Genomic DNA, 22,416 nt, shown 5'->3' with positions numbered 1-22,416 from the left:
GATCGTTCGGCTGGTTAACCGAGACGAGGCTCGCGCTGTCCGCTGCGTAGGTCTGCTCGTCATCCAGGAGCAGGCAGACGCCCGCAAAGGTCGCCTTGTCCCGCAAATGCGCTTGCAGCAGCAGCACACTGGCTCCCGAATCATCCAGCATGTAGCGGATGCGCTCCTCCGGATACTCCGGATCGATCGGCACATACGCCCCACCCGCCTTCAGGATCGCGAGAATCCCGATCACCATGGAAGGGGATCGTTCGGCCATAATGCCCACCAGCTGATCCGCCCCTACGCCTTGGTTCCGCAAGGTACGCGCCAGACGATTCGCCCGCTCATTCAGCTCGCGGTACGTCAGCCGCTCGTCCTCGTACTCGACCGCGACCGCATCCGGATGACGCTCCGCCTGCTTCTCGAACAACTCGTGAATCGTCTTCTCTCTCGGGTAATCCGCATCCGTATCGTTGAAGGCAGTGATCAGCCTGCGCTGCTCCTCTTCGCTAATAAGCGACAGCTCGGAGATTTTCTGATACGGGCTGCGAATCATATGCTCCAAGATACAGACGAACTGACGGATGATCTCTTTCGCTTCATGCTCGCCAAATAGCTGCGTGCGGTAATACAGATCAACAAAGAGCTTCCCGTCATCTACAAAATCCAGAACATGAATATCAAAGTCGTTAACCGAATCCCCGGTGTAATCTTGATTCCCATGCATAACTGCCTCATCCGTACGAAATAAGCTCACTGATCGGTATTGTATCGAAACGCCAAACAACCGCTGGACATCCTGATTGCGGTGAGCCTCTCGCAAGTCCTGAACGATCTTATTGTACGGATAACGCTGATGGCGCAGGATGGAGGCTTGTTCTTTGGCGACATTTTTTAGAAACGAAAGCAATTCCTGCTCAGGCTCCACCAGCATCCTCGTTGCGACCGTACTGACGAACATACCGACCGTTTCTTTTTCTTTCTTTGTCGTCCGGTTCGCATACAATGTGCCAATCGCCACGTCCTGCTCGTTGGTTACCTTATGCATGTAAATATATAAAGCGCTCAGAAAAAAGGTAAAGATACTGATCTGATGCTCCTTGCAAAAGGCTTTTACGCCATGATGCTGTTCGTCGTCAAGCATCCATCTATCGACTCTTGCGTCAGTGCCCACCGTTAGCGGATTGTATGACTTCAAACTAATGACTTCGGGCATAGTGCCAAATTTTGCGAGCCAATAGTCCTTGTCCTTCTGATAGCGCTCGGATTGCTCGTAGTCGTGCTCGACCTGAATAAAATCGATATAAGAGCTGTCCTTACGAGGAGAGCTGTTGCCCCTTATGATATTCGAATAATGCTGCATGATTTCGTTTACGGCCAAATTCATGGAGATGCCATCGGATACGATGTGATGCATCTTGAAATTGATCCACGTCTCCTCGTCCCCAATCCGTACCATAACGAACCGGTGCAGCTCGGATTCCAGCAGCTCAAGCGGAATGGACCGAAGCTCAAGCATCCTCTGCTCCGCCTGCTCCTTGCTCAAATCGATACATTCGAAATCCTTCTCCTCATAATCCCGAACGTATTGATAAGGAACTCCGTTCTCCGTCTTCAATCGGATACGAAAAGAGTCGCTTTGCTCAATGACTTTGTTTATGGCTTGCTTCAAAGCATTCACATCGATGCGGCCTGTTATTTTCACTATCGCAATGATCGTCGAGGTAGTTCGATTTGGATATAGCAATTCGGTATACCAAATCCGCTGCTGGGGTTGCGTTAATGGAAATAATGGAACATTGTTGTTTTTCATCGTCTCTCCCCTTGACAAATTCTTGATTGAACCTCCGAGGTACGCGCGGCCTAGCCAGACGCTCCGACGTTGTGCTACGTAACCGCCAGAATGATCGCTACCAGCCAGATCGCTTGGCAGGCGCCAACGTCGTCCGTTCTTTCAGGCGGTGTTTATGTCAGCTGAGGCTGAAGTGAATCGATCAAGGTGCAGCATTCCGATACGACCCGCTTAAATATTTCGCATCCGGCAGCTAGCTCGTCCATCGAAATCGTAAGCGCAGGCATCAGCTTGACAACCATATCTTGACGTCCGGCTCGTTCGACAATCAGTCCTTGCTCATAGCATCGAGACACGATGGCTTTGGAGAGATGTTCATCCTGGCAAGCCGATACGTCAATGCCCCAAATCAATCCCATACCGCGCATCGAGATGAGTGGGTTGATCGGCAGAATATGCTCCTTCAAGTATTGTTCAACAAACTGCGCTTTACGTTCCGTCTCTGCATCCAACTGCGCCGATTCCCGGAGTTCAAGAGCCGCCGTCGCGCCAACGAACGCAAGCTGATTTCCCCGGAAGGTGCCGTTGTGTTCAGCCGGCTGCCAAACATCCAGTTCGGGCTTTAGCAGCAGCAACGACATCGGCAGACCGTAACCGCTGATTGATTTGGAGAGCACGACCAGATCGGGAACAATCCCCGCCCGTTCAAAGGAGAAAAATGAACCTGTTCGTCCGCAGCCCACCTGGATATCGTCGACGATCAGCAAAATATCGTGACGGTCGCAAAGATCCCGAAGCTCCTGCAGCCACTGGGTAGGCGCCGCATTTAAACCGCCCTCGGCTTGCATGGTTTCAAGGATGACAGCTGCCGGCTTGGCTATGCCCGAATGATCGTCCGTTAAAATCGCTTCCATGTAGCCGATCGTATCCAAATTGTCGATAAAACCCGTTGGGAATGGCATAAACGTAACATCATGCAGCGGCAATCCTCCCGCTTCGCGGTGGTATAGACTGCTTGTGGCGGACAAGCTTCCAAGCGACATCCCATGAAACGATCCGATGAAAGCAAACACGCCCGTCCTTCCCTTCACTTTTCTTGCCAATTTCAGCGCCGCCTCTACCGCATTGGTTCCGGTAGGACCGCAAAACTGAAGCTTATAGTCGAGACCGCGTGGCTTCAGAATCTTGTCTGAGAACGTCTGCAGAAAGGTCTCCTTCGCGGAAGTGTACATATCCAGTCCGTGACTAAGGCCGTCCGATTGCAGATATTGGATGAGCTGTTGCTTGATAAAATCATTATTGTGTCCGTAATTTAGCGCTCCGGCTCCGGCGAAGAAATCGATAAACGCTTTGCCGGACTCGGCGTACAATACCGAGCCTTTCGCACGCACAAAGACATCGGGAAAAGAACGGCAATAAGATCTTACATTGGATTCCAGCATTTCGAATGTGTTTGTCATAAAAAAACCCCTCCATAATTATGAAAATGTGCATAACAAATAGACTTCGTTGATTGGCGGCGATGGACAGCTATGAGCGTGATTTCATCATTTTTATGCGGCAGTTGGTTAACGTGCAACCGGACCGCTGGCGGCAACCCCCCTCATCTGAGGTGATAATTCACGCAGCACACTTCCGATGACCTCTTGTTCCTGATTGTGGAGAAAAAAATGATTGCCCTCCAACATCTGCACTTGGAATGAACCATTTGTATGCTCTTGCCAAGCGTAAAGCGATTCAATGCTTACGTCATGGTCCTGCAATCCGCCAAAAACCGCAATCGGACAAGGAAGCACTTCTCCCGGTCTGTATACATAGGTTTCAACAGCGGTAAAGTCAGCCCGCAAATGAGGCATTACAATTTCCATCAATTCATCATTCTGTAAAACTTCTTCAGGTGTGCCTTGCATGAGCTGAAGCTCTTTCTTAAACTGATCATCGGGCAATTTGTGTAGGGATTTTCTTGGATAAGGCAAGTGAGGCGCAGTTTTACCTGATACGAATAAGTGGAGTGGAGTCACATGATGCTTGAAGTGTAATTGACGAGCGGTTTCAAAGGCTATTAGCGCCCCCATGCTGTGGCCAAAAAAAGCGAAGGGCGTATGTAAAAACGGTGTTATTTCCGAAACAAGCGAATGAACGATAGCCTCGACGGAATCCATCGGATCCTCTAACATTCTGCGCTCTCGGCCTGGAAGCTGAACGGGACAAACATGAATGTGAGCCGGCAATTCTCGCTTCCAGCTACTAAATACAGAGGCTCCGCCGCCGGCGTAAGGAAAACAAAATAAGCGGAGCTTTGCAAAAGAGCCGGCGTGCGTATTCAAGAACCAGGAACTCTCTCGAGCAGTCATCTCTCTATCACCCACATCATAGTATTTATGTGGTTACTATAACAAAAATATCAAAAATATACAATTTAAAAATTGTAAAAAGTGAGTAAAAAAGACTAAATTAAACATTAAGCGACCGGAATGGCGCGTATCCCTTCATTTTTATAGATCTTGGGAGATTTCCCATAACGTTCTTGCATTCGCGAATCCTCACTGCCTTAAATACCCTCTTTTCATCAAAAAAGGTAGATGGTACAAGGTTTCTACTTGAACCACCTTTGTTCATTTCCTCCTATTTCAATTTTTGAATCCATTGGTTTTTACCATTTCGGAATTATTATAGATTTTTTTGGTTATTACACCAAAAAACTCGACTTTTTCTAAGTCGCTCCAAAATCGCGAAAAAATGGACTACAAGCCGGAATCCGGTAGACACCGATCTACAATGATGGGGTACATGCGACTCTACAACATGATGATCTGCCAGCACATGGATGCCTGGTACGTCAGCCAGAAAGCGGAATGGGACCCGTTGAAAACGAAAATTTGCCCTTCTGTTGCTTAAGTATTTAAAAAAGCAGGTCAAAAAATGGGCGGAATCTATCCTTTATTAAAACTGCTTTCATCTTTTACTATTTCCATATAATCCATCTATTTCCTTTCGCCCAACAGCCGATTTGATCCATTTCATTCCAAGAGGCGATTTAGGGGACCATCGGAAACGGTCGCGGGGCGGTTAGGCTGTGCAGGGTTGTCTGCTGACTATGCTTCTTGAATACTCTTCGGCAGTCCAAGGACAATGGCTGCTTTTACCTCGGCTTATGGAAATTACCGGTAGGCCTATTTATTCACGAAACAGACGACAGCATGCTTTCAAGAAGCGTATGCACGGTTCTTTAAGCCTATTGACGGTGCGTACCAAGCCCTTGTCTATGACAACATGAAGGTGGCAGTCAAACGATTTGTCGGTGATGAGAAAGAATCTACCGAAGGGCTATTGCAATTATCTGTTTACTATGGCTTTGAGTTTCGGTTTTGCAATGCTCGTAGTGGAAACGAAAAGGGGCATGTTGAGAGGACCGTTGAAGTCGCTAGGCGTAAAGCATTCGCCTTTAGGGATACGTTCGAAACGTTAGAAGAGGACAACGATTTTTGCTAGAAGTATGCGAAAGACTGAACAACAAACCCCACAATCGGTGGGAAGGAAAGACAGCGACAGCATGTCTGGAGGAAGAACAGCCTTACCTGTTTCAGAGCCTGCCTATGTTTGGCGCTGCAAGGGTCGTACATGCCAGGGTGGATAAATATGCAACACTAGTTGGATGCCATGAGTGGCGACTGGAACTGCTTCACTATCTCGAAACATTAAAGAAAAAGCCTGGCGCATTAGCCGATAGCACGGCACTTGCGCAGGCTCAATCCTACATCAAAAACATATATAAGACCTATATTCCAAAACAGGCCGAAATACACTTGCGTCAGTACGACGAAATGTTTAGAGCCCAAATGCGACCAATGGAGGAGGCGATTGCATGACTCCATCCATGCGCAAGGCTTGTTTACACGCTCCTTCTTGTTTGGGCTCTAGCTTACGTTCAGCTTATCGTTTAGGCTTGCGGCTATGCGCCATATTGCTCGATTTTGATCAAATTCGTCGTACCGGATAGACCAACTGGCGCTCCTGCCGTAATGACGACAAAGTCTCCCTCAGCAAGCAGTCCCGTTTGCTCCGCATCCGCCATAGCAGCATGCAGCAGCTCGTCCGTCGTGCCGGTCTTCGTGCCCTTCACTGGAATAACGCCCCATAGCAGCGCCAACAGCGGCAAAATTTTCTCGTCGGAAGTAATCGCGATAACTGGCGATTGCGGGCGATATTTGGATACCATACGCGCCGTAAAGCCGCTTTCCGTACGAGTAAGGATCGCTTTCGCCTTCAGCTCAAGGGAGGAGCTGACAACCGCTTGGCTAATGACCTCTGTAATCGTCGTTGAAGCAAGCTGACGGCGCTCTTGGAAGCCTGCGTAATAGTCCAGCTGGGATTCTGCTTTAAGCGCAATGGCAGCCATTGTAGCAACCGATTGAACCGGATATTTTCCTGCAGCCGTCTCGCCGGACAGCATGATCGCATCCGTTCCTTGCATAACCGCACCTGCAACGTCGCTCACTTCAGCGCGTGAAGGACGCGGGTTTACTTGCATGGAATCCAGCATATGAGTCGCAACGATAACAGGCTTGCCCGCTACGTTACATTTATTGATCATGTCGCGCTGCATCGATGGCACATCCTGAACTGGAATTTCAACGCCCAAGTCGCCACGGGCAACCATAATGCCATCCGATGCTGCAATGATGGAATCCAGGTTGACGACGCCCTCTTCATTTTCAATTTTCGAAATGATTTGAACATGGCCGGCACCGTGCGCCTGCAGCAGCTCGCGAATTTCCAAAATATCTTCCGCTCTTCTTACGAAGGAAGGCGCAACAATATCAATATTTTGCTGAATGCCGAAGTGGATATGGCGAATGTCGCGCTCCGTTACGCCCGGCAGCGTCGTGCGGATGCCCGGCAGGTTAACGCCTTTGCGCGGCTTGATCAGACCGCCGTTTACGATCGTACAGTGCACTTCCGTCGCTTCAACCGATGCCACCTCAAGATCAATCAGGCCATCGTCGAGCAAAATCGTATTGCCAGGCTTCACGACAAGCGGAAGCTCGCTATAGTTAACATGAATACGGCGGCCATTGCCGAGTACTTCTTCCGTCGTCAGCGTCAGCGTTTCGCCTGCCACCAGTAGGTAAGAAGCTTCCTCCAGCTTACCAATCCGCACTTCTGGTCCTTTAATATCCAGCAAAATCGGCACGATTGCATTTTCAGCAGCAGCCGCTTCGCGAATCCGCTCAATCCGTCCAGCATGATCCTCCAGTTCCCCGTGCGCCATATTAAGACGCGCCACATTCATCCCCGATCGAATCATTTCCCTTAAAGTATCAACCGAATCACAAGCAGGTCCCATCGTACAAACAATTTTGGTTTTACGCATGAAGTCTCATTCCTCCTGAACATTTATACCCCTATTATAAACCCAGCCGTTTCAATCGACTACGAAATATAGTATTCTAAATGTAATATAGTACTTTTTTTAGAAGGAGGCTGATGGCCCAAATGCTGCAAGTAACAGAGGTTCGGCAGGACCGGGGAATGGATTGGTTTTACGAAAAAAACACAAAAAACACGAACGAAGCCACGTTGATTCTGGTCAGCTACGGGACCGTCGTCTATTGGATTGAGAACGAGAAAGTTATCGCCGAGAAAGGCGACCTGCTCTATATACCCCCGAATCAAGCGTATTATGGCAAATGTGTGCCTACTGTTTTTCACGAGAAGTTTGTTGTTGCATTAACGTTGTCTGCTGCTCCCGTATTGCCGCTGCTTCAGCGCCAGACATGGGTGAAATCCCGCATTGGCATGTACGACATGCTGCTGGCCCGAATGAAGCATTTGCATGCCGAATGGCTGGAACAGGCTGAGTATGCGAAAATAATCGCTCAGTCTGTCGTAACTGAATGGCTAGCGGTCTGGAACCGCGAATGGAACAAGGGACCTGCGATGGCCGATACGAACCAGCAGGTAGAGCGCATGAAGCATTATATTTTCAACCATTACCGTGAAAAAATTACGAAGGAGGAGCTTGGCAGCTACATTCAGAAAAGCCCCAACTATGCTGCTACCCTGTTCCGCCGTGTTACTGGGCAGACGATTAGCACCTTCGTTCATGATACGCGGATGAAAAAAGCGATCTATCTGCTCGTCGACTCCATGCTGACGGTTGGTGAAGTTGCTGAATTCGTCGGCTACCGCGACGTTTCTTATTTCCAGCGGCTGTTCAAGCGTTTCACCGGAAGGACGCCAACCTTTTATATGAAAGAGCGCGCAAAGCCCCAGCCTTAAATAACCAAATAAACGGAGCATTGACATCTACTTCGATAATGATTATCATTCTACTTGGAGTCAAGAATCGCCTTCGGCCGCGCTTGATAAATAGAGATTTTTAGGAGGAAATTATGCTCTCACGTTTTGGATTTCTGAACGGCAAATCACAGCTCACCCTCATTGCTCTGCTTGCTCTTACGCTGCTCCTTGCAGCTTGCGGCGGAAAAGAAACGACAAACAATACCGCAGGTTCAGCCGCTCCATCCGCCTCGCCGGAAGCAAGCGCTGAAGCCACCGAGGCTCCTGCAGCGGATAAAGTAGTAACGGATGCTATGGGCCATGAAGTTACCATTCCTGGCAACCCTCAGCGCATTTTGGCTTCTTATTTGGAAGATCCAATCGTGGTGCTTGGCAAACTTCCAGTCGCGCAATGGACCGTTGGCAACGACAGCATTCAGCAATACTTGCAAGGCAGCCTGAAGGATGTTCCTACCATTGCATACGATCTTCCAGTAGAAGCTGTAGCAAGCTTCTCTCCCGATTTGATTATTATTGGCGAGGAAAGTGCCGTACAGAAAGGCCTTTATGAGCAATACGCCAAAATCGCCCCAACTTACGTGCTCGGAAGCGCGATTAATAAGGACTGGCGTAAAACGCTGCTCACGATCGGCGATTTGCTGAATGATCAAGCAGGCGCTGAGCAAGCGATTGCTGAATACGATCAAAAAGCGGCCGATGCTAAAGCAAAAATTCAAGCGGCAGTTGGCGAGAAGTCCGCAGCTGTATTTTGGCTGACGCAAAAAAACTTCTATATGGTAGATGAGGTCGTATCCAGCGGCGCTGTTCTTTATCAGGATCTGGGTCTCAAAACTCCGAACCTCGTAACCGAAGTGCCCGTAGAAAGCCGCGGCAACTGGAACCCGGTTTCGCTGGAGAAGCTGGCTGAGCTGGATGCCAACTATATTTTCCTGCTAGACAGCGACAAGCAAGCTGGTGATACTTCCATCATTGATGGTCCCATTTGGCAAGGCCTTCCGGCTGTCAAAGCGGGAAATGTGATTGAACTGGATTCGTCCAGCAGCTGGCTGTACAAAGGCAAAATCGCCAATGAGCAAATTATTGACGATGTGTTGAAGGCTATGGTGAAATAATCGATTAATAAGCCTCTGGCTCTAGAACACGCCGTATGATCGTCCTTACTGGCCGAAGTACGGCGTGTTTTTTCAAATGAGCTTCGATTCATGGAGAATGGGCTTTTGCTTGTCATTTTTTCAACAATAAGCACTGTACGCTTGTCCATTTAGCATTATAATAAGAGGTGATGTAATCACTTACATGGAGGTTGATAAACGTATGAGTTCGATCCCCTTGCATAAACGCGGCATTGAAGCGAGTCAGCTTGTTCTGGGCTGTATGCGCTTTGGCGGCGGCTGGAACCGTAATCCGATTGAGGCCGAGCATTTTAAGGAAGGCCATGAAGCAGTCGACGCAGCACTGGAAATAGGCATCAATATGTACGATCATGCAGATATTTATACGTTCGGTAAGGCAGAGCAAGTTTTCGGCCAAGTGCTGAAGGACCGCCCGGGCCTGCGTGAGCAAATTATTTTGCAATCCAAATGCGGTATTCGCCTGCAAGGCGGCGATGATGATCCGCAGCGCTTTGATTTTTCGGAAAGCCATATTTTAAGCAGTGTTGATGGCATTTTGGAGCGGCTGCAAACCGATTATCTCGACATTTTGCTGCTGCATCGTCCAGATGCGCTTGTCGAGCCGGAAGAAGTGGCAAGCGCCATTTCGAAGCTCAAGGCGTCCGGCAAAGTTCGCGCATTCGGCGTTTCTAATATGAGCCAAGGGCAAATCAAACTGCTTCGTGCTTATACGGACGAGCCGTTTATTGTGAATCAATTGGAGCTCAGTTTGCTCAAGCATGGATTTATTGATACAGGTTTGCATGTGAACCAGATCGCAGCGCGCGATAATGTGTTCCCCGAAGGGACGCTGGAGTATTGCCGAATGGAAAATATCCAGCTGCAATCGTGGGGCCCGCTCGCTCAAGGCATCTATTCCGGCGCTCCGCTGGGTGACAGCCCTGAATCGGTTGTTGCAACAGCCGCGCTCGTTGCTGAATTCGCGGAGCGTAAAGATACGACGCCGGAAGCGATCGTACTTGCATGGCTGATGAGACATCCGGCTAACATTCAGCCGGTTATCGGCTCGATCAATCCAAAGCGTATCCTCGCCTGCAAAGATGTGGGTACGCTGCGTCTGACGCGCGAGGAATGGTACAGGCTGTATAACTGCTCGCGCGGCAAAGCGCTGCCTTAAGAATTATGAGCACAACGATACTTATACGTTTTTGCAAATAGCCACACATAAAATTTCAAAAAACATGCTTGCTCCACCAGCATGCAAAAAAAGCTTCCAGCGCCACTTTTCGCGGCGCCGGAGGCTTTTTTCTTAATCATTTCTTATTCATTTCTTATTATCTCGGTTCGACTACTACGTTACTATGCGTGACTATGCGCAACTACGCATCAGTTTATACGCCGGCAGCGCGGAAACGGTAAACCTTGCTTGCATAATCGTTATGGAATTGCGGCGTCGCAAGTCCAGCATACAGCAGCTCATCGCCGCCATACGTCTCGCCGTTCTCTTCCCATACATAATCGCGGCTTGGATCAAGTCCTTTCAGCACGAAGCGGCTGAGCGGCGGATTCGGCTCCTGCAAGACGGATGTGTAGACAGCAAACGCCTCGCTCTTGTCTTTCGAAACGAACATCCATGCCGCAATATTGCCTTCAAATGGGCTGGACAGACGATAGAAATCGCCAAACTGCACGAGATGGCGGACTTCTTTATAGAGCGCAATCTGGCCTTTCACCGTTTCCTTCTCATCGTCGGTGAACTTTGTCAAATCCAGCTCATAACCAAAGTTGCCGGACAGCGCCACATTGCCGCGCGTCTCAAGCGGCGTATTGCGGCCAACCTGATGGTTGGGAACAGCCGATACGTGGGAGCCCATCGAGCTAATCGGATAAACAAGGCTTGTGCCATATTGGATTTTCAGCCTGGATACGGCATCGGTATTATCGCTTGTCCAAGTCTGCGGCATGTAATATAGCATGCCCGGATCAAAGCGTCCGCCGCCGCCGGAGCAGCTTTCGAACAAAATATGCGGGAATGCAGACGTAATGCGCTCCAGCACTTCATAAAGACCAAGCATGTAGCGATGAGCCGTCTCACGCTGGCGGTCAACTGGAAGCAGCGCTGAGCCGATCTCGGACATATTACGGTTCATATCCCATTTCACATAAGTAATCGGCGCGCTGGCGAGAACATCCGAAATGGTTTTAACAATGTATTCGCGAACGTCGGCACGGGACATATCCAAAATTAGCTGATTGCGGGCCTCTGTACGCCGCCTTCCTTCGACATGCAGACACCAGTCGGGATGAGCACGATACAGCTCGCTGTTAGGCGATACCATCTCCGGCTCAAACCAAAGACCGAACTGCATATCCAGCTTGCGAATGCGCGCTACCAGATCCTCAAGACCGTTAGGCAGCTTATTCTTGTCAACGAACCAGTCTCCAAGCGACGAATTGTCACTATTGCGCTGCCCAAACCAGCCATCATCAAGGACGAACAGCTCCATACCCAGCTCCTTGCCAACCTTAGCAATATCCTCAATTTTATCCGCTGTAAAGTTAAAATAGGTGGCTTCCCAGTTGTTGATCAGAATCGGCCTGCTCTCGTCACGGAAGCTGCCGCGGCAAAGACGCGAACGATAGAGATCATGGAAGCTGCGGGACATGCCGCCCAGCCCTTCGGAGGAATGCACGAGTACCGCCTCAGGCGTCTGGAATTGCTCGCCCGGCTCCAGTCTCCAATTGAAATCAAACGGATTAATCCCGATAAACAATCTTGCGGCATGGTATTGGTCAACCTCAACGCCGCCCACAAAGTTGCCACTGTAGACGAGGTTTACACCGTACACATCGCCATGATCCTCTGTTGCTCCAACAGACAACAGGGCGATAAATGGATTTTGCGCATGGCTGCTTGCACCGCGGCGGCTTTCCACCGATTGCAGTCCCGGCTCGAGATGGCGGCGATGAATGTAACGCTCGCGCGCCCATGCACCAGACAGCTGAAGCATATCGTAATGGTCATGCGGCAGGTCTAAACTCATACTAAGGGCCCGAAGCAGCTGCAGCGTGTTTTCGCCGCCATTAATGACACGCGCCGAGCGAGTAATCGCGTTATACGATTCGAATACGGTATAGCTTAGTACGACACGCAGGCCAGAATAGCTGTCCGCAAGTGTAATTTCAAGTGTCTGTGCTTCGTTTTCGCCTTCTACATAAACAGACGGCAATCCTTCAAGGGCCGGCTTGCCCTGTACGATGCGATGGGAATCGTAGCGCAGGTCCGTTACCGTCGTTCCGTCAGCAAGCTGTACTTGATACGCCGGATAACGGAAATCCGAGTTGCCGAATGCCGGATATTCCTGCGGAAGCGTGTCCAGCGACACTCTTAAATCATCCGATTCTGTTGAAGGACTGAAAGAGCAGCGCTCCTTCAGCTCAAGCAGTCTTCCGAGCTGGCTGCCGCGTACCCGCTTGCCCCAATACACATGTGCCGGATAAGTGCCTTTCACCAATCCGATCACATAGCTGGTTTCTTTCGATTGCAGATGAAAAAGCTGATTTTGTTCGTCAAAAATAATAGCCATTATTCATTAGCCTCCTTATTATGACCGGCTGTCCAGCTGCTTTCACGCGCCATTAGCGTCGTATTCATCATTACATGCAGCGGAACCTCGCGGCCTTCTATCCGTTCCAAAAGCAGTTGCACAGCTGTCTTACCCATTTGCTCCGTATACGCCTTGACGCTCGTAAGCGGCGGCTGTACGAAAGCCGCTACCTCAATGTCATCAAAACCGACAATGGCCATCTGCTCCGGCACCTCTACACCTTGCTCATACAGCGCATGAAGCGCACCGATCGCCATCGGATCGCTGCCGACAAAGCATGCTGTAGGACGTTCTTCCTGACCCAGCAGCTTGTTCATCAGCTCGTAGCCGCTGCCTGTTGTCCATTCCCCGGCAAGCACCCATTTCTGGCGCAAAATGCCGTGCGACTCCAGCAGGCGCTGCATATGCTTGCGCCGCGGCTCGTCGCCGACTTGATCCACTCCGCCGCCAATGTAGCCAATGCGGGTATGTCCAAGCGCCAGCAGGTGCTCTATAACATCCTCAACCGCCTGCTCAAAATTCAAGTTGACCGTGTCATAATGCCGCAGCTTGCCCAGATGGTCAATCATGACGACTTTGTGGCCCTCGTACAGCATCCGAACGTCACGCTCTGCTACGCCGCCAACGACAATGAGACCATCCAGCTGCGGATGAGGTTCCATAGGTCCCCCAATGCGCCATACTTTACCGATGGCGATACCGAGTTCCTCACAGCGGCGTTCAACCCCTCTGCGAATGGACAGGAAGTAAGGATCAATATCCTCGTGTTCAAGCGTAAAGCTCAGCAATAAGCCAATTTGCAGCTGTGAACGTTGGCTTTCTTGCTTGAGCCGTTTCAGACGCGATGGCTTGTACTGCAACTTTTCCGCTATCGCGAATATGCGCGCACGCGTCTCTTCGCCGACAGCGAGCGTCATATCGTTATTGAGTACACGTGACACCGTCGCGGCAGACACCTCCGCCATAGCCGCAATTTCTTTAATCGTTGCCATTTCATCCACCACATTCGTTTAGTTAATAAATTTACTAAATATCTTCCGCTTCATTTTAGCAAATTTATTGGCGCACAACAAGCCTTGTCTCAATGAACGAAAAAAAGAGCCTGCCCTAATACGGGAAGCTCCTGCTGGCATTTCATTATTTTACTCATGACCGTCTTAACCTACTCTAAGGCAAGCCCTAAGACACATGCTTGTGGTAAAGCTCGATGAAACACTCAGCCGTAATCGGGGGACTATAAATATAGCCTTGCACCAGATCGCATTTATGCTGGCGAATAATTTGCAGCTCTTCGTCGGTTTCGACGCCTTCCGTCACAACCTTCATATTCAGGTTATGGGCGATAACGACCAGCGATTTAAAAATCATTTGCTTCTTGAAATCCGTTACAATGTCATGGATAAACGATTTATCCAGCTTAAGATAATGCAGCGGAATGTTCTGCAAATAGCTAAGGGACGAATAGCCCGTTCCAAAATCATCCAGCGAGAGCCGAACGCCAAGCTGCTGGAGCTCGCGTAATATTTTCAGCGTGTGATCGGGATTATCCATAAAAATCGTCTCCGTCAGCTCAAGCTCAATTTGCTCTGGTCTGACAGCGGTCTCCGAAATAATGGACTGGATCGTCTCCACGATATGCTTTTGCTGAAATTGCAGCATCGACATATTGACGCTGACCGTCAGCGCCGTGACGCCTTGCTGCTCCCATGTTTTGATTTGCCTGCACGCCGTTCGAAGCACCCATTCCCCGAGAGGAATAATGAAGCCCGTCTTCTCGGCAAGCGGGATGAAATCAAGCGGCGAGATCATGCCAAACTCAGGATGGCGCCAGCGGATCAAAGCTTCAGCTCCGTATATTTGTCCGGACTTCAAATCCACCTTTGGCTGGTAATACAATACGAACTGTTCACCTTCAAGCGCAGGGAACAGGCCATTTTCCAGCTCCTGCTCCCGCTTCGAAACATCCTTCATCGATGGGGAATACAGCCTGCTTGTATTGCGCTGCTTCTTGGCGACAAAAAGCGCTGTGTCTGCCTCTTTGACCATACGGTCGCCGGTTTCCTCCGTCAGCTCATGCTGCAAACTAATGCCTATACTTGCGGTTATGTAGAAAAGCCTGTCATTTAATTGTATGGGTTCAGCAATCGCGAACAAAATATCATCAGCCACAAGCAGCAGCAGATTCATGTTATTCACGTCATTCAGAAGCACGACAAATTCATCTCCACCAAAACGAAACACCTGCCCATTGGAACCAACGGTCTGTATTAGACGGTCTGCGAACTGCTTGAGCAGTTGGTCGCCCATCGCATAATCTAGCGTATCATTAATGACTTTAAAACGATCCAAATCGATATAGAGCAGCGCTGCCTGCTTGTTGTTCATGTACTGTATGGTATGTATTTGCTCAATATGACGCGTATAGCCATAACGATTGGGTAAGCCCGTCAGCAAATCATGCGTCGCTTGAAACTCGATCAGTTCCTCGCTCGCCTTGCGATGATCAATCATGCGATTGAACTGCTGCGCCATAAATTCAAACTCATCCTTCGTATCAATGTCCAGCTTCTGGTTTGTATCGCCCTCCACCAGCGCCGAGGACACGTGCACCACTTTGCGGATATTTTGAAGCACAATCTTGCGAATGAGCAATATCATCAGCATCGTTGTAAAAATAAAAGCAACCAGGGAAATGATAATCGTATTGCTTAAGCCTTTATAATAGTCCTTGAGCATATTGCCCTTCGGAATAATCGTTTCAAAATACCAGGTTTGATCCTTTATATGTATCGGGTTAAGCAACCTCATAACCGTCCCGTCCACCGAGGGGTCGGAAGTATACATAATGGTCATGGCCTGCTTCTTCAGTTCCTCTAACGATTTACCATCCGGCAAAGGCAAATAGGGCTTGGATACCAGCGAGCGATCGAGCCCATTAGCAAGGTAGCTGTCACCAGCAGTAATCATCGTCGCGTAGCCGCCCATAGGACGAATTTTCTCCACTTCCTGCTGCACCATGTCGAGCGAAATATCAGCTCCAATGACACCTAGAAAGTTGCCCTGATTATCCAAAATCGGATAAACCAATGACGAAATTAAAATCCGCTCGCCATTAATATCATAATAATAAGGCTCCATCAGTGCGAATTTCTTCGTCCGCTTAGGAATTTGGTAATAGTCCCCTTCGCCGTTCTGCTCATAATTTTTATTAGGGTAAGCTACAATCTTGTCGCCTTGACGTACAATATATGGGACAAAACGTCCCGTGTCATCATCGTAGCTGCTCTTATTACGAAAATTCCCATCCTGATTATCGAACGCATTAGGCTCCCAAACCGTAAAAACACCGAGTAAATAAGGCTGTTCCTGGACAAAATTTTCAATGAGTCTGACTGCCTCCGAGCGGTCAGCCAGGTTATGCCGCTTCATTTGCTGCAAGGATTGCTGCAAGCTTTCGAGTCTGATTAATGCATCATTAATGTTAATTAACATCTTGCTTGTATAGGCATTGGACTGATTTTGCGCAACCAATTCCCCTTGACGCAAACTAACGTCGTACAGCTTCATTAACTGAATGGAAGCAAGCAAAGTGAAAGACAGGATCATGAGGGCTCCCAAAGTAAAAATTAATTTATGTGCAATACCAACCCTCATTGTTTTCAAGTGCCTATCCTCCTCCAAATGAAGCGCCTTATTGAATCGACGAATTTTGCCAAATTATGATATAGTTCTAGTATACTTGACGCATTAATCCAAACACAACGCCAAATTAATTTAATATTTTAAATTACCACGACAAATTGCGACAATTATTGTCGAATCTCAAATTAACTGCTTATTCACCTGAAATAAAGCTGTTTTCCCGCTATTTCCGCATGGCTACTGATGTTCGAGAAACTGTATTTCCTCTGCTTCATTACCTGTTATAGCCGAAAGCTCCCCTACATGTGATGGGAGCTTTCGCGCTTTCCGGCTATGGTTGGGTAGCAATATCGAACCTGTTTCCATCCATAGCACGGCCATATATTTACACAAAAACAAGGAAAATACGGCCATTTTAACGCCTGCTGTCGTTTGCCGTGTCCTTAGAGCGTTGATAGCTGCGAATATCCTCGCGCAGCTGCTCAGCGGTTCTGCCTTCTGTCTCAAGGCCATAATCCTTAGCCGCTTTGCGCAGCATTTCCAGACGCTTGGCCCGATGCTCCGCTTTAAAAGCTTCCCACTTGGCAGGATCTTTCTTCTTCGCTTCCTTCAGCTCGCTTTTTAGTTGCTCGGCTGACTTTCCTTCTACAGCAATGCCGAAATATTCAGCCATATAACGAAGCTTGGCGAGACGATACTGCTCATGACCCAGCGCGTGCTCGCGATGATGCTTTTTATGCCCCTCGTGAAAATGGCCCTTGGCTTCTGGCAGCTTGCCAGTCTGTTCCTCCGCCTGCGGCTGAGCAGGCTCTGCGGCATAGGCCGCAGGGGCCACTATGGCTGCCGCGAGCAAGCATGCCGCTGCTGACCTGATTATTTTTGACTTGTTCATCCATGGACACAACCTTTCTGCTGAGCACAAGCGAAGAAATGAATTCTTATTTTCAGAAGCCCTTTCATCGCCATGCCTGAGTTCTTGATGCAAGGGGTGAACGGTTGTCAGCCCTTTACTTGGTTATTTTGTCCATCAACGTTTTAAGATAATCATGAGGGAATCTGAAGACACATAAAAAAAACGCCAGAGCCTCTGCTCTGACGTCTGGCGCAGCAAAAAACAGCTGTGCATGTATTGTGTTCACTAAATGGTACGGTCAAGCCTCAGATGAATCGCCGCTCTCCAACTGCTGAAGCTCTGCAATCAGCTCTTCCCGGGAGAAATGCTCGCCAATAAACACGGCTACATCATTGACTTTGCCTTGCGGTGTTATTTTCATAAAATCGCTTTCCCCATAGGCATATTGAAACAGAAAACGGCTCGCAGTATCCGTGAACGTCACAATGCCCTTCGCCCGGTATACATGCTCTGGTAAATTCCGCAGCAGCGCTTCAAACTGAACACTGTCTACGGGCCCCGGCAAATAATGGGTGAGCACCATTACATGGTCATGCGAATGATGGTGGTGCGCATGCTGGTCTTCATGCTCATGAGGATGGTGATGATGCACGTGGCCCTCATCATCCTCATGTGAACAGCCCGGACCACAGGCATGGACAGCTTCCGAGTTCTCCTGGTTTGCAGGCGGCAGCAAAGCGGAAGAGCTTGCGCCTGCCACTTGGTGGGCATCCAACCAGGACCATTCGTCTATGATGCAGCGCATCGTCGCCACGACTTGGGCGTGGGCATTCAGCTCCCGCAGCGCCTGCTGCGCTTCAACAAGCTGCTCCGGCTCCAGTTTATCCACCTTATTAAGCAGCAAAAAGCTCGCGCAGCGGATCTGGTCCTGCATCAGCTTAAGCGTCCGTCCTTTGCCGGCACGGGTTCGCTTTAACAGCTCAGGGCCATCTACGACAGTAATGACCGCACGCAGATCAATGCGCATATACATGGCCGCTTCGGTCACGCCGTCCAAAATCTCCATTGGATTCGCCGCACCCGTCGATTCAATGACGATGATATCAGGCTGATGCTCGTCCATCAGCAGCTTCATCTCCAGACTCAAATCGCCGCGAATCGTGCAGCAAATACAGCCGCCCAGCAGCTCGGCCATCGGCACTTCATCTCCGACTTCTTGTCCGTCCAAATTAATATCGCCGAGCTCATTCATAATGACAGCTGCTTTCTTTCCCTCAGCCTGCCAGTAATCGAGCATGCGTTTCAGCAGTGTCGTCTTGCCGCTCCCGAGAAACCCGGTCAGCAAATAGACCGGTACCGGTGGTTTGCTATTTTCCATCTCCAAAACTCCCGTATCCCATTATCGTCGTTCTACATAAGCTTTATTATATCGTAATAGTTACGTTTTCGCATCCTAAATACGGCCCAAGCTATGTAAAAGCCCGGAGCGCGGGATGCTCCGGGACAATTAAACCTATTTCATGATTTTGCACGATCAGGAAAGCATACAGTCTGAAGAAGATAGCTTGCAGCGGCTATGCAAAACCTAATAAAGTAATGAGCCATGTCGGCAGACATCAAGATTTATGCATTAGATGAAAGCGCGAGTGATGATAACAAGTAGAATGAAAAGGACAAGGATCGCTCCTACGTTAGTGAAGGGGCTGCAGCCGTGGCCGTAGCCTGCACCTGCTAAATTGTAGCTCATTTGTTCAACTCCTTTTTGTTCAGATATACGTTCCTGCAGCCCAGCGCCTAGCTCGGTGCCGAACCGCCTGATCCTATAACTGTACTATAGCCAGCAAGCGCGAGTAATAATAACAAGCAGGATGAAAAGTACTAGAATCGATCCTACGCTTGTGAAAGCTCCGCCTACACCGTAAGGGGCACAGCCGATTCCAGCGTTTGCCACATTGTAGCTCATTTGTCCATCTCCTTTGGTTAAAGTACACAGTATCCTATGGACGAAATGGCGAAACGGTATAGGCGCTTGCAAGAAATGTGCGTTTTTCCTATGAGCTTCGGGCTTGCTGGCTTAAGGAGCCTTTTATGCAAAAACCTTGTCAAATCCCGCTTTGGAGCGGCTTAACAGCTCATCCGGTGTTTCTTCAGGAGCAGTCCGGGTCAATATCTCCTGTACAACTGGCCCCTTGTAGCCGATGTCTGCGAGCGCGGCCAGAAAGCCTTTAAGGTCAATAATCCCTTCACCAGGGTAGAGACGGTCATTATCCAGCAGCTCAGCGACAGGAAGATCGCGGGCATCATTTATGTGGACGTGAACGACCTGCTCCGGCCTTAAACCCCGCAAATGCTCTGGCGTAAAGCCTGTCGTATGGCAATGGTAAGCGTCCACCAGCAAGCCAACATTGGGCCGATTAATCGCCGAAATCAGCGCAAGCGTCTCCTCAACCGTCCATATAAAAGGATTCGCCCATGCTGTCCGCAAATGATGCGGCCCTACAAACTCCAGCGCAAAGCGAATGCCATACGCATCCAAAATGTCCGCAATTAGGCGCAAGCGGGCTACCGCAAGCGCTGTGAACAGTGCCGATTTGTAGTCCGTCGAGGGCAAGATGTATGTACAGCAGGCTGTGCATCCCAATTGTGCAGCCGCCGCCGCATGCAGCGGAAGCTGCTTCAAGCCTTCCCGAAACTGCTCATCCGTGCCGCGCCATTCTACATTCAGCCCTATTGAGCCTAAAGTCACATGATGGTCAGACAGCAGCTTTGCCGCTCCTTGCTCTCCGTGCTTTTCTACAAGCGCCTTAGCATCAATATCTACGACGCCAAATCCATACTCCGCCGCTTTTGCAATCAACTGTTCATCTGTAATAGAGCCTAAACCCGACTTGCTTAATCCTCTAATCATTCCCTTACACCTCTTCCCAATTAAATAGTACGCCTAAATATTCATCTTTCTTATTGCGTAATCCTTCATAGGCAGCGGGTGCATCAGCAGGACTCATGATGTGGCTAATGAGCGGTTCAATTTGCAGCTTGCCATATAGCATAAGACGGAATACGACCTCTGAATTACGAACAAGGGAATGCTTGACAAAAGCTTCCGGCGTTAGCGGATAACGCCATTCATGCGCTCCCTTGAACGTCACACAGCCGCGTCCATTCAAATGGATGCTGTTCAGCAAATCGGTTACATTGCTCTGCAGCTCGCCCCTCGGACTGCCGAGTAGGATCGCTTCTCCATATTGGCCAACAAGCGCTACATTGTCCAAAATGACTTGCGGAACACCCGTTGCTTCAATAAGTGTAGATACGCCTTTGCCGCCCGTCAGCTCCATAACCTGCTTGTGCGAATCTGCGCCTGCCTCAATGGCATGCTGGATGCCGCAGCTCTGAGCAAGCTTTCTGCGTTTTGCTGCTAAATCAATGCCGATAACCGATGCGCCTTGAAGTCCGGCCAGCTGTGCAGCCATATTGCCAATCAGGCCAAGTCCTGTCACCGCTACATAATCGCCCAGCTCAATCGACGACACTCGCGTGCTTGTCATCGCTACCGTAGCCATCCGTGTAAAAGGAGCCCAGGCCAGCGGCAAGCTATCCGGCACTTTGAGAAACACCCCGCTTGTCGTCGTCAACTCATAGCGGGAATGCTTGCCGTAATGAAAGACCCTATCGCCAATCTGGAATCCTTCGGCCGCCTCTGGCCCCAATGCCACAATTTCACTAGCTGCTGCATACCCAGGTACAGACGGCATATTGAACCAGCTTTCGCCTCCGGAAAGACAAGCAAGCTCCGTACCAGGGCTAATGAGCGTATAATGTTTTTTCACCAGCACCTGATTGCCTGTAAGCTCTGGAACCTGAGCTTGCAGCTCCTCCTGCTTCACTTCTACTTTCCACGGCGCAGTAAATTCAATTTGCGTGTTTTTCATGAGACGCACTCTCCCGTTATGTAGTGGTTGGAATATCGCTTATGAGGCTCCGGATAGGACCGGATGCTTCCGCCTTGAATTGGCTAGGCGTCAAGCCCGCCTCGCGTTTAAATATGCGGCTAAAATGATGAATGCTCGAAAATCCACTGCCCGCCGATATCGCGGTTAAGGTTTCCTTGCCCGCCATGATCCGTTTTTTGGCATGCTCGATGCGCACATACGTCAAATACTTATGAAGCGTCACACCCGTCTGCTCTTTAAACAAATTGGATAAATAGCCTGGTGACAGCCCCGCCTGCTCGCTTATCCGGTCATTATCCAGTTCAGGATCGGCAAAATACTGCTGAATATAGTCAATACATTGCTGGATTGGCGCCCACGCTTTCGCTTGTGTGCCTTCCTGGCGCTCATGCCCGCTTTGATTGCGCAGAAAAAGCACAAGCAGCTGCAGTGCAATCGCCTTAAGCTCCAGCTCGCTAGTGGTGCCGCCTTCTATGAATCTTTTTCGCATGATGAGAAAAAGCTTTTTCAACTCCATGCGGTCAGGCCCGCTGATGGCGGAAACCGGATGCAGGCTTTGCAGTAATTGCTCACGCTCTGGAATGACTAGCTGCTCGCCTGTCACAATGCCAATCGACTGCCAACGGCTGCGTGTATCATCATGGTATAAATCAAAGTGAAAAATATACTGAATCAGCGGCTCGCTCGATGTGGAGCGAATGAAATGCGTCATCAGCAGCGGCATGACTATCGCATCCCCTTCCCCCAACTGATAGCGCACGCCATTTAAAATAAAATCGGCTTGGCCCTGCTCAATAAACGTAAACACATGGTCATAATCCAGCCATTCGCCTGAGAGCTCAGCCGATTTGATGATTTTAACAAAACGTACGAATGGGGAAATATCCTTCAATGCTGCTGCCGAAAAAGTCATCCGCTAGCCCCTCCTCCTGCGAAAATAGCTTTGAGCGGACGGAGAATAGATTGTCTGCCCTTCTTGAAGGCCGACTGCTCCAAGCTGCCGCAATCGCTTATAAGCTTTAGTTTAACATGGAAGAGGCAATCGTTGGAGCGATAGACAAACTCGCGAAAAAGCACTAATTCGCATATTCGGTTGCTTCCCTACCGTTTTATTTTAACGTAATAACGCTTCCATTTCTTTAGGGGAAAGTATGACTATTTAACAAAAACT

Annotated in this window: 17 protein-coding genes and 1 pseudogene; 4 read left to right on the top strand and 14 right to left on the bottom strand. The window is 49.4% G+C overall.

What is annotated here, in order from left to right:
* The 3 genes from WH37_RS03540 to WH37_RS03530 all read right to left on the bottom strand — a co-directional run.
* Window positions 1–1,795, bottom strand: a 1,795-nt coding sequence (locus WH37_RS03540) for a condensation domain-containing protein (RefSeq protein ID WP_046229166.1), incomplete at its 3' end; no start/stop codon positions are given.
* 152 nt (window positions 1,796–1,947) lie between these two features.
* Window positions 1,948–3,234: a diaminobutyrate--2-oxoglutarate transaminase gene (ectB, locus tag WH37_RS03535; protein WP_046229165.1), complete on the bottom strand. Its 1,287-nt coding sequence runs from the start codon at window positions 3,232–3,234 to the stop codon at window positions 1,948–1,950.
* 108 nt (window positions 3,235–3,342) lie between these two features.
* Window positions 3,343–4,128 carry a thioesterase II family protein gene (locus WH37_RS03530; RefSeq protein ID WP_046229164.1) on the bottom strand — a complete coding sequence of 262 codons (786 nt, stop codon included), beginning with the start codon at window positions 4,126–4,128 and terminating at the stop codon, window positions 3,343–3,345.
* Between the two features lie 778 nt (window positions 4,129–4,906).
* On the opposite strand from WH37_RS03530, the pseudogene WH37_RS37630 reads away from it, so the two are divergent.
* Window positions 4,907–5,568, top strand: a pseudogene (locus WH37_RS37630) (transposase); the annotation flags it as partial.
* A 158-nt stretch (window positions 5,569–5,726) separates the two neighbouring features.
* Here the strand turns inward: WH37_RS37630 and pyk are convergent.
* Window positions 5,727–7,148 carry a pyruvate kinase gene (gene pyk / locus WH37_RS03520; RefSeq protein ID WP_046229163.1) on the bottom strand — a complete coding sequence of 474 codons (1,422 nt, stop codon included), beginning with the start codon at window positions 7,146–7,148 and terminating at the stop codon, window positions 5,727–5,729.
* A gap of 122 nt (window positions 7,149–7,270) precedes the next feature.
* Between pyk and WH37_RS03515 the strand changes: the two genes are divergently transcribed.
* From WH37_RS03515 to WH37_RS03505, 3 genes are all read left to right on the top strand, one after another.
* A complete protein-coding gene (locus WH37_RS03515) occupies window positions 7,271–8,056 on the top strand; it encodes an AraC family transcriptional regulator (RefSeq protein ID WP_046229162.1) in 786 nt (261 codons plus the stop codon).
* A 113-nt stretch (window positions 8,057–8,169) separates the two neighbouring features.
* Complete coding sequence (locus WH37_RS03510) at window positions 8,170–9,189, top strand: ABC transporter substrate-binding protein (protein ID WP_046229161.1); 1,020 nt, start codon at window positions 8,170–8,172, stop codon at window positions 9,187–9,189.
* Between the two features lie 202 nt (window positions 9,190–9,391).
* On the top strand, window positions 9,392–10,366 hold the full coding sequence (locus tag WH37_RS03505) for an aldo/keto reductase (RefSeq protein ID WP_082110637.1): 975 nt from the start codon (window positions 9,392–9,394) through the stop codon (window positions 10,364–10,366).
* Window positions 10,367–10,580: 214 nt separating this feature from the next.
* On the opposite strand, the gene WH37_RS03500 is transcribed toward WH37_RS03505, so the two are convergent.
* From WH37_RS03500 to WH37_RS03465, 10 genes are all read right to left on the bottom strand, one after another.
* Window positions 10,581–12,776, bottom strand: a complete 2,196-nt coding sequence (locus tag WH37_RS03500; RefSeq protein ID WP_046229159.1) for an alpha-galactosidase — start codon at window positions 12,774–12,776, stop codon at window positions 10,581–10,583.
* Window positions 12,776–13,789 carry a LacI family DNA-binding transcriptional regulator gene (locus WH37_RS03495; RefSeq protein WP_046229158.1) on the bottom strand — a complete coding sequence of 338 codons (1,014 nt, stop codon included), beginning with the start codon at window positions 13,787–13,789 and terminating at the stop codon, window positions 12,776–12,778. The genes WH37_RS03500 and WH37_RS03495 overlap by 1 nt, the downstream gene beginning before the upstream one ends.
* A gap of 187 nt (window positions 13,790–13,976) precedes the next feature.
* Window positions 13,977–16,451: a bifunctional diguanylate cyclase/phosphodiesterase gene (locus WH37_RS33310; RefSeq protein ID WP_231594108.1), complete on the bottom strand. Its 2,475-nt coding sequence runs from the start codon at window positions 16,449–16,451 to the stop codon at window positions 13,977–13,979.
* Between the two features lie 403 nt (window positions 16,452–16,854).
* On the bottom strand, window positions 16,855–17,331 hold the full coding sequence (locus WH37_RS03485; protein WP_046229157.1) for a hypothetical protein: 477 nt from the start codon (window positions 17,329–17,331) through the stop codon (window positions 16,855–16,857).
* 259 nt (window positions 17,332–17,590) lie between these two features.
* Window positions 17,591–18,670 carry a CobW family GTP-binding protein gene (locus tag WH37_RS03480; RefSeq protein WP_046229156.1) on the bottom strand — a complete coding sequence of 360 codons (1,080 nt, stop codon included), beginning with the start codon at window positions 18,668–18,670 and terminating at the stop codon, window positions 17,591–17,593.
* 252 nt (window positions 18,671–18,922) lie between these two features.
* Window positions 18,923–19,039 (bottom strand): YjcZ family sporulation protein, encoded by a 117-nt coding sequence (locus tag WH37_RS36275; protein WP_231594100.1) that lies wholly within the window; start codon window positions 19,037–19,039, stop codon window positions 18,923–18,925.
* 84 nt (window positions 19,040–19,123) lie between these two features.
* Window positions 19,124–19,255: a sporulation protein YjcZ gene (locus tag WH37_RS35915; protein ID WP_197091336.1), complete on the bottom strand. Its 132-nt coding sequence runs from the start codon at window positions 19,253–19,255 to the stop codon at window positions 19,124–19,126.
* Window positions 19,256–19,378: 123 nt separating this feature from the next.
* The gene (locus WH37_RS03475) at window positions 19,379–20,200 is read right to left on the bottom strand and encodes a sugar phosphate isomerase/epimerase family protein (RefSeq protein WP_046229155.1); all 822 of its coding nucleotides are present in this window, start codon (window positions 20,198–20,200) and stop codon (window positions 19,379–19,381) included.
* A gap of 4 nt (window positions 20,201–20,204) precedes the next feature.
* Entirely contained in the window at window positions 20,205–21,224 is a 1,020-nt protein-coding gene (locus WH37_RS03470) for a zinc-dependent alcohol dehydrogenase (protein ID WP_046229154.1), read from the bottom strand.
* A 16-nt stretch (window positions 21,225–21,240) separates the two neighbouring features.
* Window positions 21,241–22,158 carry a helix-turn-helix domain-containing protein gene (locus WH37_RS03465; protein WP_046229153.1) on the bottom strand — a complete coding sequence of 306 codons (918 nt, stop codon included), beginning with the start codon at window positions 22,156–22,158 and terminating at the stop codon, window positions 21,241–21,243.
* Window positions 22,159–22,416: the final 258 nt, after the last annotated feature.

Source organism: Paenibacillus algorifonticola, from assembly GCF_000971975.1.
Lineage (GTDB): Bacteria > Bacillota > Bacilli > Paenibacillales > Paenibacillaceae > Pristimantibacillus > Pristimantibacillus algorifonticola.
The sequence above is the reverse complement of the archived record's forward strand: the minus strand, read 5'-3'. Positions and strand labels throughout refer to the sequence as shown.